The 13478-nt window shown below is 62.2% G+C and carries 10 protein-coding genes; 3 read left to right on the top strand and 7 right to left on the bottom strand.

What is annotated here, in order from left to right; translation table 11 throughout:
- Positions 1 to 70 precede the first annotated feature (70 nt).
- Positions 71 to 1933: an ABC transporter ATP-binding protein/permease gene (locus CIW50_RS20685; RefSeq protein WP_149533066.1), complete on the top strand. Its 1863-nt coding sequence runs from the start codon at positions 71 to 73 to the stop codon at positions 1931 to 1933.
- 21 nt (positions 1934 to 1954) lie between these two features.
- Here the strand turns inward: CIW50_RS20685 and CIW50_RS20680 are convergent, their stop codons facing one another.
- The 3 genes from CIW50_RS20680 to CIW50_RS20670 are packed head-to-tail and all read right to left on the bottom strand — an operon-like array spanning position 1955 to position 4454.
- Positions 1955 to 2401, bottom strand: a complete 447-nt coding sequence (locus CIW50_RS20680; protein WP_149533065.1) for a GNAT family N-acetyltransferase — start codon at positions 2399 to 2401, stop codon at positions 1955 to 1957.
- A gap of 4 nt (positions 2402 to 2405) precedes the next feature.
- Positions 2406 to 3437: a peptidoglycan -binding protein gene (locus CIW50_RS20675; RefSeq protein WP_149533064.1), complete on the bottom strand. Its 1032-nt coding sequence runs from the start codon at positions 3435 to 3437 to the stop codon at positions 2406 to 2408.
- Between the two features lie 3 nt (positions 3438 to 3440).
- Entirely contained in the window at positions 3441 to 4454 is a 1014-nt protein-coding gene (locus CIW50_RS20670) for a flagellar motor protein MotA (RefSeq protein ID WP_149533063.1), read from the bottom strand.
- A 786-nt stretch (positions 4455 to 5240) separates the two neighbouring features.
- Here CIW50_RS20670 and CIW50_RS20665 point away from each other — a divergent pair.
- Positions 5241 to 6455 carry an efflux RND transporter periplasmic adaptor subunit gene (locus tag CIW50_RS20665; RefSeq protein ID WP_149533062.1) on the top strand — a complete coding sequence of 405 codons (1215 nt, stop codon included), beginning with the start codon at positions 5241 to 5243 and terminating at the stop codon, positions 6453 to 6455.
- A 10-nt stretch (positions 6456 to 6465) separates the two neighbouring features.
- On the top strand, positions 6466 to 9624 hold the full coding sequence (locus CIW50_RS20660) for a multidrug efflux RND transporter permease subunit (RefSeq protein ID WP_149533061.1): 3159 nt from the start codon (positions 6466 to 6468) through the stop codon (positions 9622 to 9624).
- Between the two features lie 66 nt (positions 9625 to 9690).
- On the opposite strand, the gene CIW50_RS20655 is transcribed toward CIW50_RS20660, so the two are convergent.
- From CIW50_RS20655 to CIW50_RS20640, 4 genes are all read right to left on the bottom strand, one after another.
- Positions 9691 to 10482 carry an inositol monophosphatase family protein gene (locus tag CIW50_RS20655; RefSeq protein ID WP_089265396.1) on the bottom strand — a complete coding sequence of 264 codons (792 nt, stop codon included), beginning with the start codon at positions 10480 to 10482 and terminating at the stop codon, positions 9691 to 9693.
- Positions 10483 to 10583: 101 nt separating this feature from the next.
- Positions 10584 to 11654, bottom strand: a complete 1071-nt coding sequence (locus CIW50_RS20650) for a tetratricopeptide repeat protein (protein WP_149533060.1) — start codon at positions 11652 to 11654, stop codon at positions 10584 to 10586.
- Between the two features lie 7 nt (positions 11655 to 11661).
- Entirely contained in the window at positions 11662 to 12345 is a 684-nt protein-coding gene (locus CIW50_RS20645) for a thiamine phosphate synthase (protein WP_149533059.1), read from the bottom strand.
- 2 nt (positions 12346 to 12347) lie between these two features.
- Positions 12348 to 13373 carry a class I fructose-bisphosphate aldolase gene (locus CIW50_RS20640; protein ID WP_149533058.1) on the bottom strand — a complete coding sequence of 342 codons (1026 nt, stop codon included), beginning with the start codon at positions 13371 to 13373 and terminating at the stop codon, positions 12348 to 12350.
- Between the last annotated feature and the right edge of the window lie 105 nt (positions 13374 to 13478).

Genomic DNA, 13478 nt, shown 5'->3' with positions numbered 1-13478 from the left:
TGACCTAGGTCATTTGCCTCTGGGCTCGGGTCGGCCTATCTCAGGGCAACGACAAGAACGGTTATAAATCATGAGTGCAGTCGAACGGCTTGAGACCCCCCGCGCGGCCAAGCCGCCGGTTCCGCAGCCCGATCCCGTGCTGGCGGAGTCATCGCTGGCAGACGCTGTCGTGGAGCCTCCGGTACAACCCAGCCGAGCCAAATTGCGCCCGCTATTGGCGCTGGCGCCCTATGTGGCGCGGTACCGCGGACGCGCGCTTCTGGCGCTTGTGTCGCTGACCGTTGCGGCCGTGACCACGCTCGTCGTGCCGATTGCGGCGCGGCGGATGATCGACTTCGGCTTCAGCCCCGAAGGCATCGCGATGATCAACAACTATTTCAGCGTGATGATCGCTGTCGTGGTCGTGCTCGCGCTCGCCAGTGCCGCCCGCTACTACCTCGTGATGACCATCGGCGAGCGTATTGTTGCCGATTTGCGCCGCGACGTGTTTGCACATCTCACCGCGCTGTCGCCGTCCTTCTTCGATACGTCGCGCTCCGGCGAACTGGTGTCGCGGCTCACCGCGGATACCACCCAGATCAAGTCGGCAGTCGGAGCGTCTGTCTCTATCGCGCTGCGCAATCTCGTGCTGTTTCTCGGCGCCGCTGCCATGATGGTGGTCTCGAGCCCGAAACTCTCGGGCTTCGTGCTGGCGGCAATCCCGCTGATCGTGATTCCACTGGTGGCCTTCGGGCGCTGGGTGCGTCGTCTGTCGCGCAATGCGCAGGACACGCTGGCGGAAGCCTCGGCCTATGCCGGTGAGCTCGTCGGCTCGATCCGGACCGTGCAGGCCTATACTAACGAGAATCTGGCCAATGCGCGCTTCGGCAAGGAAGTCGAGCAGGCCTATGAAGCCGCCCGCGGCTCGACGCGCGCGCGCGCGGTGCTGACCGCGATCATCATCTTCATCGTGTTCTCGAGCGTCGTCGGCATTCTCTGGGTCGGCTCGCACGATGTCCTGACGGGCTCGTTGACGCCCGGCCGGCTCGGCCAGTTCGTGCTCTACGCGGCGTTTGCAGCCTCCAGCCTCGGCCAGCTCAGCGAAGTCTGGGGTGAGATCTCGGCTGCCTCGGGCGCGGCTGAGCGTCTGTTCGAAATCCTCAATGTCAAATCCGCCGTGGTCGCCCCGGTCGCGCCGCGTGCTCTGCCGCAACCCGCACGCGGTGACGTCGTGTTCGACAACGTTTCCTTTGCATATCCGACCCGCCCGGAGATCCTGTCGGCGGCTGGCGTGTCGCTGTCGGTGAAGGCGGGCGAGAAGGTTGCCATCGTCGGCCCGTCCGGCGCCGGCAAGAGCACGCTGTTTCATTTGCTACTGCGCTTCTACGATCCCAAGGGCGGTGCCATCTCCGTCGACGGCGTGCCGATCCGCGACGTCGATCCGCGCGAACTGCGCAAGCGCATCGCATTGGTGCCGCAGGACTCCGTCGTGTTCGCTGCAACCGCCCGCGAGAATATTCGCTTCGGTCGTCCCGACGCGACGGATGCCGAAGTCGAGCACGCCGCGTCGCTGGCCCATGCCACCGAATTTATTCGCCGCCTGCCTGATGGATTCGACGCGCAACTCGGCGAGCGTGGCGTCACGCTCTCCGGCGGCCAGCGTCAACGCATTGCGATCGCGCGTGCCATCCTGCGCGACGCACCGCTGCTGTTGCTCGACGAAGCGACCTCCGCGCTCGATGCCGAATCCGAAACACTGGTGCAGACCGCGTTGGAAGAGCTGATGAAGCACCGCACCACGCTGGTGATCGCCCATCGCCTCGCCACCGTGTTGTCCTGCGACCGTATCCTCGTCATGGATCATGGCCGTATCGTCGAGCAGGGCACACATGCATCGCTGGTCGCCGCGAACGGGCTTTATGCACGACTGGCGCGGTTGCAGTTCGGGGTGTGAGTGTCGACGATGGGAAGCTTGCTACGGCTTCCATTCCATCAGGTCAACGGCACGGCCTGACGTGTTCACTTCATCGCCCGTTTTGACGAAGCCGTTGCGTACATAGAATTTGATAGCGCGGGCATTATCGGCATTGACCTTCAGCGTCACGCCGGTGGGCGACAGCCGCTTGGCGTCATCGACAAGCAATCGGGCGACATCAGATCCCCATTGGGGCGGGCTGACTACGAGCTGGTCGAGATAGCCGGTGCGGTCGATGGTGACGAAGCCGACCATCGCGCCGTCCTGCTCCGCGATCACGATCTGCGCCACTGGCACCAGTTCGGTGCGCCATCGCTCGCGCCACCATTCTACGCGGGCATCGAAATTAATCGACGGATAGGCCTGCCGCCATGTCTCCAGCCACAAGGTGATGGACGCGTCTTCATCGTTCTCGCGATAGGGACGCAACTTAAATGCCTCAGACATGCCCTCAGCGCTCGGTGAGCTTGAGTTCGATGCGGCGGTTGCGCTTGTAGGCTTCTTCGGTCTGCGCCGTATCCAGCGGCTGGTTTTCGGCAAAGCCGGCAGCGACGAGGCGCTGCGCGGGGACGCCGAGCGAGATCAGATACTGCACCACCGAGATCGCGCGCGCCGATGACAGCTCCCAGTTCGACTTGAACAGCGGGCTGTTGAGGATCGGCCGCGAGTCGGTATGGCCGTCGACGCGCATCACCCAGGCGATTTCGGCGGGGATTTGCTTGTCGAGTTCGATCAGGGCGCTCGCGACCTTGTCCAGCTCGGCGCGGCCTTCGGGGAGCAAAGCCGCTTGGCCGACATCGAAGAACACTTCCGACTGAAACACGAAGCGATCGCCGACCACGCGAATGTCAGGGCGGTTGCCGAGGATAGCGCGCAGGCGCCCGAAGAATTCGGAGCGATAGCGCGACAGTTCCTGAACGCGCTGCGCCAGCGCGACGTTGAGGCGCTGGCCGAGATCGACGATCCGCCCCTGCGATTCCTTGTCGCGCTTCTCGGAGGCTTCCAGCGCTTCTTCGAGTGCCGCGAGCTGGCGGCGCAGCGCCGAGATTTGCTGGTTCAGCACCTCGACCTGCGCCAGCGCACGCGCGGAGAGTTGCTTCTCGGAATCCAGCGCCTTGTTGAGTTCAGTGTTGCGGCCTGCGGCATCGGAGCCGGCCCCGGAGAGACCGTCATACAGCCCCTTGATCCGGTCACGCTCGGACTCGGCAGCCGAAAGTCCGGCACGCATCTGCGACAGCTGTTCGTCGAGATTGAGCTTGCCGAGCTTCTCCAGCGACAGCAGGTCGTTCAGCTGTGCCAGCTTCGCGGTGAGCTGCTCCAGCGCCTTGTCCTTGCCGGTGACTTCCTGTGACAAATAGAACTGTACCACGAGGAAGATCGACAGCAGGAAGACGATGGCCAGCACGAGTGTCGACAGTGCATCGACAAAGCCCGGCCAGTAGTTGAATTCGGAAGAGCCGCGGCGATTGCGTGCCAATGCCATGGGCTAGTTCTTCTCTGGCTGGCGCGCGATGCGCTCCAGCAGCTTCTTGATTTCGCGGCTCTGCTCACCCTGTCCATCCGCCCATTCGCGGATCATTTCCTGCTCGCTGCGCATATGCGCGACGAGGCTCTGGATCGCATCGGCGAGATTGGCCATAGCGGTCGTGGTGCCGCGGTTGTTGTTGCCGTCCTCGATGGAGCGCCGCAGCCGCTCTATGGCATCCTGCAATTCTGGCGAGGTTCCCGATGTCGCAATAGGGGCTGCCATCTCGCCGGAATATTCCTTCACGGTGGAGGCGAGCCAGTCCTCCAGATCCGTATAGAAACGATTCTGCGCCTGGCTGGATTGCAGGTCGAGGAAACCGAGGATCAGAGATCCCGCAAGGCCGAACAGCGATGACGAAAACGAGATGCCCATGCCGGCGAGCGGCGCAGCGAGGCCTTCCTTCAGGGTGTCGAAAAGCGAGCCGGCGTCGCCGCCGACCTTGAGGCCTTCGATCACCTTGCCGACGGAGCCAACGGTCTCGATCAGACCCCAGAAGGTGCCGAGCAGGCCCAGAAACACCAGCAGGCCGGTCATGTAGCGCGAGATGTCGCGGGATTCGTCAAGGCGCGTTGCGATCGAATCCAGCAGATGCCGCATGGTCTGCTGCGAGATGGTCATGCGGCCGGTGCGCTCGCCGCCGAGAATTGCGGCCATCGGCGCCAGTAGGGTCGGGCGACGGTCCAGCGCGAGGCCGGGATCGGAAATCCGGAAACTGTTGACCCAGGAGACTTCCGGATAGAGCCGGATGACCTGCCGGAACGACAGGATAATGCCGATCGCCAGCACCGCGCCGATGAGCGCGTTGAGCCCTGGGTTGGCGAAGAAGGCGAGAACGATCTGCTTGTAGAGCACGGTCATGATCAGACCGCAGAGCACCAGGAACACCAGCATCCGGACCAGGAAGATTCGGGGCGATGACAGTTTGGTCAGTTCGATCTCCATCGCGGAGCGGGACGAGGGGCCTGGCGCCATGTGCGGTTCATCTGCCTGCGAGGAAAGGTTCGGTGGGCAATATGGCACAGCCCCGCGACAAAAAAAGATCGGATACCGCCGGAATCACCGATGTCACCGGGAACTTCCAGTTGAAACCCGGCCAGACCTGCCACGGTTTTGCAAAAGACCCTTTTGTTGAGCCGTTTACGGGACCCTGCATGACGTTTCTATACTTGCGAACGCCGGGTCGATACGATCTGGACTTCTCGCTCGGTGCTGTCGGCACAGGCAGTGCGCCATGGCCGGTGGCCGGGGCATCATCTCATCCAACGATATGCAGGCCTACTCCCTATCGAGAAGGAGTGGGCGTGGAGCGGCACGCATTGCGCGAACGGCGAATGATTGGTTCGACAACTTCGATCGCTCTCGCGACGAGGTCGAACCTATCCTGGGTCCAATCGATGGATGCGATACAGCGCTGTGGATGCGAGCTGGCGCTGGTTCTTTCTCGCGACGGCAGGCCTGTTTGTCCAGGCGGATGGAAGCGAATGGGCGTGAGTCACTACCGGATGACCGCCGTTAACCAAACTAGCGTGGGTTCCATCCGATTCACGTTCGCGTGAGTCTCCAAAGCTGTTGCGAGTTCAATGCGATAGACCGTGTGGCAATGCGCCGCCTCGATATGTATTGCGCCGCAGCACTGCGGTTTTTATTCTGCGTAATCAAATCGGTTCGATTAATCCGGCTACGCGCATGACGACCATAATGAGGTCCAGCGTATCCGTTGATGCATGTTCGAATGCGCAACCTGGGATACCAAAGTAAATGACGATGTTGAACGCACGCTCTGCAGGCTTCGCGCTTCTGCTGGCGGGACTCGCGCCCGTGCTTGCAGGATGTAACGAACCGAAGGACGCGGTGGCGTCAGCGCCGCCGCAGGTGAGCGAGCCTGAGGTCAGCATTATTTCCGTTAGCCAACAGCGACGAGCACTGGTTCGCGAATTGCCCGGGCGTATCGCACCGACGCGTGTCGCGGACGTGCGCTCGCGTGTATCGGGCATCATCATCGAGCGTGCGTTTCATCAGGGCACCGAGGTGAAGGCGGGCGATACGTTGTATCGCATCGATCCGAAGCCGTTCGAGGTGGAATTGCAGTCTGCAAAGGCGTCGCTGCACAAGGCGGAAGCGGCCTATGACCTCGCGTCGATGCAGGCCAAGCGCGTGTCGGGTCTTGCACTGCAGAAAGCAGTCTCCGAAGCGGAAGCTGAGAAAGCAGTCGGTGCGCAGCGTCAGGCTGAAGCCGAGATTGCGTCCAAGAAGGCCGATGTGGCCCGGGCGCGCCTGAATCTGGATTACGCAACCATCCGTGCACCGATCGATGGCATTGTCGGAGCCGCTCTGGTGACCGAAGGTGCATTGCTTGCACAGAACGACAATACCAATCTTGCCACCATTCAGCAGCTCGATCCGATCTATGCCGACTTCACGCAGTCGGTGTCCGAACTGAACAACTTGCGCCGCTCCTTCGAGACCGGTGATCTCGAGCGGATCGCCCCCGGTGCTGCCAAGGTGCGGCTGATGCTGGATGACGGTACGCTCTATTCGCTGCCGGGGAAGCTGCTGTTTTCTGAAGCCAAGGTGGACACTTTCACCGGTCAGGTGACCTTGCGCGGCGAATTCCCCAATCCCAAGCGCGAGCTCCTGCCTGGCATGTATGTGCGTGTGCAGATCGAGCAGGGCATCGATACCGACGCCATTGCAGTTCCGCAACAGGCGGTTCAGCGCAATGGCGGCGGCGGCGCCGAAGTGTTCGTTGTCAAGGATGACGGTCGTGTCGCCGTTCAGATGGTGCGCACTGGCGCCGTGCAGGACGGCCAGTGGTTCGTGACCGAAGGTCTCAAGGGTGGCGAGCGCGTTGTCGTTGAAGGCTTCCAGAAATTTGCTGCCGGCGACAAGGTCAAGGCGACCGCCTGGACTGATGTGAATGCCACTGCGGGCCTTCCGCCCGAGGGGCAGAAAACCACTCAAGCGCGTCCCTGAGTAAATCGATATGGCTAGTTTCTTCATCGACAGGCCGATTTTTGCCTGGGTCGTCGCGCTTTTCATTTGTCTGTTCGGCGCCATCGCGATTCCGCAGCTGCCGATTGCGCAGTATCCGATCATCGCGCCGCCATCGATTTCGATCTCGACCAGCTATCCGGGCGCGTCGCCGGAGAATCTCTACAACAGCGTGACGCGGCTGATTGAAGAGGAGCTCAACGGTGCTGCCGGCATTCTGAACTTCGAATCGACGAGCGACTCGCTAGGTGCTGTCGAAATCATCGCCAACTTCCAACCCGGTACCGATACCAGCCAGGCGTCGGTCGAAGTGCAGAACCGCCTGAAGCGCGTGGAAGCGCGTCTGCCGCGTGCCGTGATTCAACAGGGTATCCTGGTCGAGGAAGCCTCTGCTGCGGTTCTGAACATCATCACGCTGCGCTCCACCGATAACAGCCTCGATGAAGTCGGCCTCGGCGACTTCATGATCCGGAACATCCTCGGTGAAATTCGTCGTATCCCCGGCGTCGGCCGTGCCTCACTTTATTCCACCGAGCGCTCGCTGCGCGTCTGGGTCGATCCCGCCAAACTGGTCGGCTATCAACTCACTTCCGACGACGTCAACAAGGCGATCACTGCGCAGAACGCCCAGGTCGCCTCCGGCAGCGTTGGCGCCGAGCCGTCGACCGCGACCACCAAGACCTCGTCGCTGGTGCTCGTGAAGGGCCAGCTCTCCACGCCGGAAGAATTCGGCGCCATCGTGCTGCGCGCCAATTCCGACGGATCAACCGTGCGGCTGCGCGACGTTGCCCGTATCGAGATCGGCGGCCTCAGCTACCAGTTCACCACGCGTCTGAACGGCCAGCCGACGGCCGGCCTGTCGGTGCTGATGTCCCCGAAGGGCAATGCGCTGGCGACGGCCTCCGCGATCGAAGCCAAGATGAAGGAGCTGTCGAACTTCTTCCCTGCCAACATCGCCTATGACATTCCGTACAACGTCACGCCGGTGGTCGAAGCATCGATCATGAAGGTGGTGATGACGTTGATCGAGGCGGTTGTCCTCGTCTTCATCGTGATGTTCATCTTCCTGCAGAACTTCCGCTACACGCTGATCCCGACCATCGTCGTGCCCATCGCGCTGCTCGGCACTTGTACGATGCTGTTGTTGGCCGGCTATTCGATCAACATGCTGACCATGTTCGGCATGGTGCTGGCTGTCGGTATTCTCGTCGACGATGCCATCGTCGTGGTCGAGAACGTCGAGCGCATCATGAGCGAGGAGGGGCTTCCGCCGAAGGAAGCCACCAAGAAGGCGATGGGCCAGATCTCCGGCGCCATCATCGGTGTCACGCTGGTGATGATCGGCGTGTTCGTGCCGATGGCGTTCTTTCCGGGTTCGGTCGGCATCATCTATCGCCAGTTCTCGGTCACCATGGTTGCCTCGATCGCGTTCTCCGCGCTGCTGGCGCTGTCGCTGACGCCGGCGCTTTGCGCAACCTTCCTGAAGCCTGTCAAGGAAGGACACGGCCATGCCAAGAAGGGCGTGTTCGGCTGGTTCAATCGCAAGCTCGACGCCACTCGCGATGGCTATTCAAGGACAGTGGGCTGGTCGATCCAGCGCACCGGACGCTTGCTGATCGTCTATGTCGCGTTGCTGGTGGGACTGACCTGGGGGTTCATGCGGATGCCCGGCGGCTTTCTGCCGATCGACGATCAGGGCTTCATCACCACCGACGTGCAGACTCCATCGGACTCCTCGTTCGCTCGCACCGAGGGCGCCATCGAAAAGGTCGAGGAATATCTGAAGAAGCGTTCCGGCATCGAGAGCGTCGTGTTCCTCACCGGCTTCAGCTTCCTCGGGCAAGGGATGAACACCGCGCAGGCCTTTATCACCCTGAAGGACTGGGCTGAACGCCCGCCCGGCGATTCCGCCGCGGCGCTTGTCAACGATATCAATCGGGAATTGTCGTCGATCCGCGACGCCAAGATCTCCGCTTTGCAGCCGCCGCCGATCGATAACCTCGGCAACTCTTCGGGCTTCAGCTTCCGCCTTCAGGACCGTGGCCAGAAGGGGTTCGTCGCGCTTAATGCTGCATCCGACAAGCTGATTGCGGACGCCAATGCCAGCCCGGTGCTGCAGAAGGTATTCGTCGAAGGCCTTCCGCCGGCGCCATTGGTCAATCTGATGATCGACCGCGAAAAGGCCGGCGCCTTCGGCGTCACCTTCGAGGACATCAACAGCACGATCTCGACCAATCTCGGTTCGAACTACATCAACGACTTCCCGAACCGTGGCCGTATGCAGCGCGTCGTGGTGCAGTCCGAGGCCGCCAACCGGATGAACGCGGCCGACATCCTGAACTACAATGTCAAGAACAGCCGCGGACAGCTGGTGCCGTTCTCGTCCTTTGCGACGGTGGAATGGGCGAAGGGACCGACCCAGATCGCGGGTTTCAACTTCTATCCCGCGGTGCGCATCTCGGGCGAAGCACGGTCCGGTTTTACCTCGGGCGACGCCATCAAGGAGATGGAGCGTCTGGCTGGCTTGTTGCCGCGGGGGTTCGGCTTCGAATGGACCGGCCAGTCGCTGCAGGAGAAGCTGTCCGGCTCGCAGGCGCCGTTCCTGCTCGCGCTGTCGGCGCTGGTGGTTTTCCTGGTGCTCGCAGCGCTTTATGAGAGCTGGACGATCCCGGTGGCCGTGCTGATGACGGTGCCGCTCGGCATCGTTGGTGCCGTGCTGGCAGCGAATTTGCGCGGCCTGCCGAACGACGTGTACTTCACGGTCGGTCTGATTACGATCATCGGCCTCGCCGCCAAGAATGCTATTCTGATTATCGAATTCGCCAAGGACCTGCGCACGCAAGGCAAGTCGCTGGTGGATGCCACGATGGAAGCCTGCTTCCTGCGCTTCCGTCCGATTGTGATGACCGGTCTCGCCTTTATCTGCGGTGTGTTGCCGATGGTCGTTGCATCGGGCGCCGGCGGTGCCAGCCAGCAGGCGCTTGGTACGTCGGTCACCGGCGGCATGATCGCGGTGGTGATCCTGGCGCTGCTGATGGTGCCGGTGTTCTTCGTGTCGGTGCAGCGGCTGTTCTCGCCGGACAAGGCGCCGAAGATGGAAGAGGCAAAGCAGGACGAGCCGACCGCGTCGCCGTCCGTGTCGCACAGCTAAGGCAGTCAAATAAAAAGCCCGGATGGCGCAACGCCATCCGGGCTTTTTCTATTCGAGCGATCAATCTTATTTTGTCAGCGGCCGCAGGATCTTCGTCAGAGCGCCGTGCACGAACTCGTTGCCGGCAACGACGTTGCCGGTCGTCAGCACATCACCGCCATTGATATCGCCAACAGTACCGCCGGCTTCCTTGATCAGGATCAGGCCGGCAGCGATATCCCAAGGCTGCAAGTTGCGCTCCCAATAGCCATCGAGGCGACCGGCTGCGACGAAGGCCAGATCGAGCGAGGCCGCGCCGAAGCGGCGCAGGCCGGCGACCTTCGGCTGCAACGCGGCCATTTCGTTGCGTGACAATTCGAAGTCGCCGCGGCCGATATGCGGCAGGCCGCAGGCGATGACGCATTCGTTGAGCTGCTTGCGGCCGGCGACGCGTAAGCGGGTGTCGTTGAGGAATGCGCCCGAGCCCTTTTCGGCCATGTAGAGTTCGTCATTGGCCGGATTGTAGATCAGGCCGGCAATCACCTGACCTTCGCGCGCCAGACCGATCGAGACGGCGAATTGCGGGATGCCGTGCAGGAAGTTGGTGGTGCCATCGAGCGGATCGACGATCCAGGTATGGCTCTTGTCAGTACCCTCGCGGTTGCCGCCTTCTTCGCCGAGGAAGCCATAGCCCGGGCGGGCCTTGTTGAGGTCGGTATAGAGCATCTCTTCGGCCCGCTTGTCGGCGAGGCTGACGAAATTGGCGGGGCCCTTCATCGAGACCTGCAGATTCTCGATCTCGCCGAGGTCGCGTTTCAGGCTGCGGCCGGCGCGGCGTGCGGCTTTCACCATCACGTTCATAAGGGCTGAATTGATCATGCGTTCGTCTCACGACGACCTGACGGCAGGTCTGATTGGGGTTGCTGGGGCGATGGGTGCCCTGCGGGCGGCATCCCGTCAAGGCAAGATCGCTACAGGGGTCATTTCTGGGTCGTGCCCAGCCACTTCTTGGCGGCTTCCTGGGCCTTGGTCTTTTCCTCGGGGGTGGCCTGAGCCAGAAGCTCGTCGAGCATCAGGTCGCCCTTTCCGGCGGTTTTGGCCACGATGTGCCATTTCAGGCCTTCCAGCCGGTCCTCGGTATTGGTGCGCAGCGCCAGCACCCGGGCGAGACGGTTCTGGGCGATCGGGCTGTTCTGCTTGGAGGCCTTGCGGAGCAAGGCGATGGCCGCAGCCTCGTTCTTGGGGGTCCCCGTGCCGTTATAGAGCGCAATGGCATATTCGACCTCGGCATCGACATTGTCGGCCAGCGACGCCGCCTGAAGCAGGCGAACGGCCTTGTCGATACTCTTCTCGACCCCGGTGCCTTCCTTGTAGAACGTCGCCAGCGCGTATTGCGCTTCCGGATTGCCGGCATCGGCGGCGACGCGGAGCAGTTCGGCGGAGCGCTTGACGTCCTGCGGCAGGGTCTGCCCGTCGAGATAGAGCAGTGCCAGATTATAGGCGGCTTTGGAATTGCCGAGCTTGGCCGACGACGCCAGCAGCTTCACGGCCTCATCGCGTTTGCCGACATTGCCACGATCCGACAGCCGCAGCATCGCCAGTGCGAACATGGCCTCGCGGTCGCCGCGCTCCGACGCGCGCTGATACCATTCAGCGGCTTTCGCATAGTCGCGCTTGACGCCCAGTGCATTGGCGTAGAGTTCGCCAAGCATGGTCATCGCCTTCGGATCGTTGTTCTCCTGCGCGCGCTTGCTCGCGAGGTCGAAAGCGGTCTTGTACTGGCCGCGCTGATAGGCGCCATAAACCAGATCTGCATTGGGGTCCGTCGAAGCAGCTTCTGCAGGCTGCGCGGGCTTTTCAGCGGGTGGCGCAGGGGCTTTCTTCGCTGCTGTTGGCGCTTTCGCCGGTGCCGGCGCCTTTTTTGGTGCTGCCTTGCTTGCAGCCGGTGGCGGCGTCTGCACGCCCGGCGGCGTCAGCGAAATCTGCGCGGTCGCGCTGGCTGCCCAAGTCAGGCAACCGGCAATCACAGTGAGGGAACGCAGAACTTTCATTCCCGCGTTATTCCTGTTCGACTTTGGACTGCCCCGAGACGAGCGCCGCGTATCCCTGCTGGATCGCCTTCGCTGCGTCCATCAAGGCAGCAGCAGCGCCACGCGCGTCGTTCCAGACGACGTCGCCGACCAGCACGAAGTCGGCGCCTGCGGCTGCGAATTCCTTGGCTTCGCCGAGCGTCGTGGCGAAGCCCACGCAAGGCGGTTCGAACAATTCGGCCCACCACTGCAGGCGCTCGGTGATCGCTTCGGTCGACGGGCGCTGGCCGTTTGGGTCGGGCTCGCCGAACAGCACATAGTCGGCGCCGGCTTCGCCCGCAGCCATCGCGTTATGGCGTGTCGACAATCCGCCGCAGCCGGCGATGCGATCGGGTTTCAGCGAGGGTAGTGCATCCTGCAGGGGAGCAAGACCGGGCAGATGCGCACCATCGGCGCCGCCACGCGCGACAAGTTCGACATTGCCTTCGACCAGCATCGCTGCACCGGCGTTCTGGATGACCGGCGCCAGCGTCTTGATGCGTGTGATCATGGTACGCTGATCGGTCGTCGCCAGTCGCACCAGGACGGCAGCGACGTCCGCCTTGCCCAAGAGAGCTGGAAGGCTGGCCGCGAGCGTTGACGGATCTTCGACGATGGGCGTTGCGAGATAGAGACGCGGCATCGGCGGCGGAGGGACTGGTTTGGAAGCCAAGACTATAGCGCCTTCTGTTCTTGATCGGTCGACCACTCGCCCTTGCTGGCCAGCGAATTCATATGTGCACGATGGGTGAAGGCCTGCTGACCGGCAGGCACATTGTTAGCTTTGCCGGACCAGGCCTTTTGCGGCGCCGCCTGAAGCGCACGGCCATAGGAGAATGTCAGTGGCCAAGGCAGGCCGCCGATCCGGTTCATGGCGTCGAGATGCGCTGTGGCATCCTCATCCGACTGACCGCCAGAGAGGAATGCAATGCCGGGCACGGATGCGGGCACGCAGTTCTTGAGCATGCGCACGGTCTTCTCCGCGACTTCGGCAACACCGGCTTGTGTCTTCGACTTCTTGCCCGAGATCGCCATGTTGGGCTTCAGGATCATGCCTTCGAGCGCCACGCGCTGGACCCGCAGTTCCTGGAAGGTCTTGTTGAGTACGCGTTGCGTCACCTCGACGCAGCGGTCGATGTCGTGATCGCCGTCCATCAGCACTTCAGGCTCGACGATCGGCACGATCTGCGCGGCTTGGCATAGTGCTGCATAGCGGGCGAGCGCATGGGCGTTGACTGAGATTGCGGTCATTGAGGGAATGCCGGCACCGATATCGATCACCGCGCGCCACTTTGCGAAGCGCGCACCGCGCGCGTAATATTTGGCAAGACGTTCGGCGAGCTTGTCGAGACCGGCTGTGATCAATTCACCGGGGCAGTTCGGCAGTGCCTGTGTGCCTTCATCAACCTTGATGCCGGGAATGGCGCCGGCTTCCTCGATCAGCCGCACCAGTGGCGTGCCGTCTTTGGCGTTTTGCCAGATCGTCTCGTCGTAGAGGATCACGCCCGAGATGTAGCTGCTCATGGCCTCGCGCGAGCGGAACAGCATCTCGCGATAGTCGCGGCGGCTGTCCTCGGTGGATTCCACGCCGATCGCATCGAAGCGCTTCTTGATCGTGCCGCCGGACTCATCCGCGGCAAGCAAGCCCTTGCCCGGCGCGGTCATGGCGCGGGCGATTTTGTTGAGTTCGGCGAGATTCATGGGCATGTCCTGAGCGGGCTAGTCCTGCAGGCCAATCTAGACCGTTCTCGGGCAAAATCCGAGCATCTGGCCGATCAATGGGCCCGTCCGCATCCGATTCCGGCA

The organism is Tardiphaga sp. P9-11 (genome assembly GCF_008329525.1).
GTDB lineage: Bacteria > Pseudomonadota > Alphaproteobacteria > Rhizobiales > Xanthobacteraceae > Tardiphaga.
Note: the sequence above shows the minus strand (reverse complement) of the source record. Positions and strands in the feature narration are given on the sequence as shown.

Bases quoted from the DNA above. Each gene is read 5' to 3' on its own strand.
- CIW50_RS20685 (WP_149533066.1), top strand. From the start codon at position 71: ATGAGTGCAGTCGAACGGCTTGAGACCCCCCGCGCGGCCAAGCCGCCG.
- CIW50_RS20680 (WP_149533065.1), bottom strand. From the start codon at position 2,401: ATGTCTGAGGCATTTAAGTTGCGTCCCTATCGCGAGAACGATGAAGAC.
- CIW50_RS20675 (WP_149533064.1), bottom strand. From the start codon at position 3,437: ATGGCATTGGCACGCAATCGCCGCGGCTCTTCCGAATTCAACTACTGG.
- CIW50_RS20670 (WP_149533063.1), bottom strand. From the start codon at position 4,454: ATGGCGCCAGGCCCCTCGTCCCGCTCCGCGATGGAGATCGAACTGACC.
- CIW50_RS20665 (WP_149533062.1), top strand. From the start codon at position 5,241: ATGACGATGTTGAACGCACGCTCTGCAGGCTTCGCGCTTCTGCTGGCG.
- CIW50_RS20660 (WP_149533061.1), top strand. From the start codon at position 6,466: ATGGCTAGTTTCTTCATCGACAGGCCGATTTTTGCCTGGGTCGTCGCG.
- CIW50_RS20655 (WP_089265396.1), bottom strand. From the start codon at position 10,482: ATGATCAATTCAGCCCTTATGAACGTGATGGTGAAAGCCGCACGCCGC.
- CIW50_RS20650 (WP_149533060.1), bottom strand. From the start codon at position 11,654: ATGAAAGTTCTGCGTTCCCTCACTGTGATTGCCGGTTGCCTGACTTGG.
- CIW50_RS20640 (WP_149533058.1), bottom strand. From the start codon at position 13,373: ATGAATCTCGCCGAACTCAACAAAATCGCCCGCGCCATGACCGCGCCG.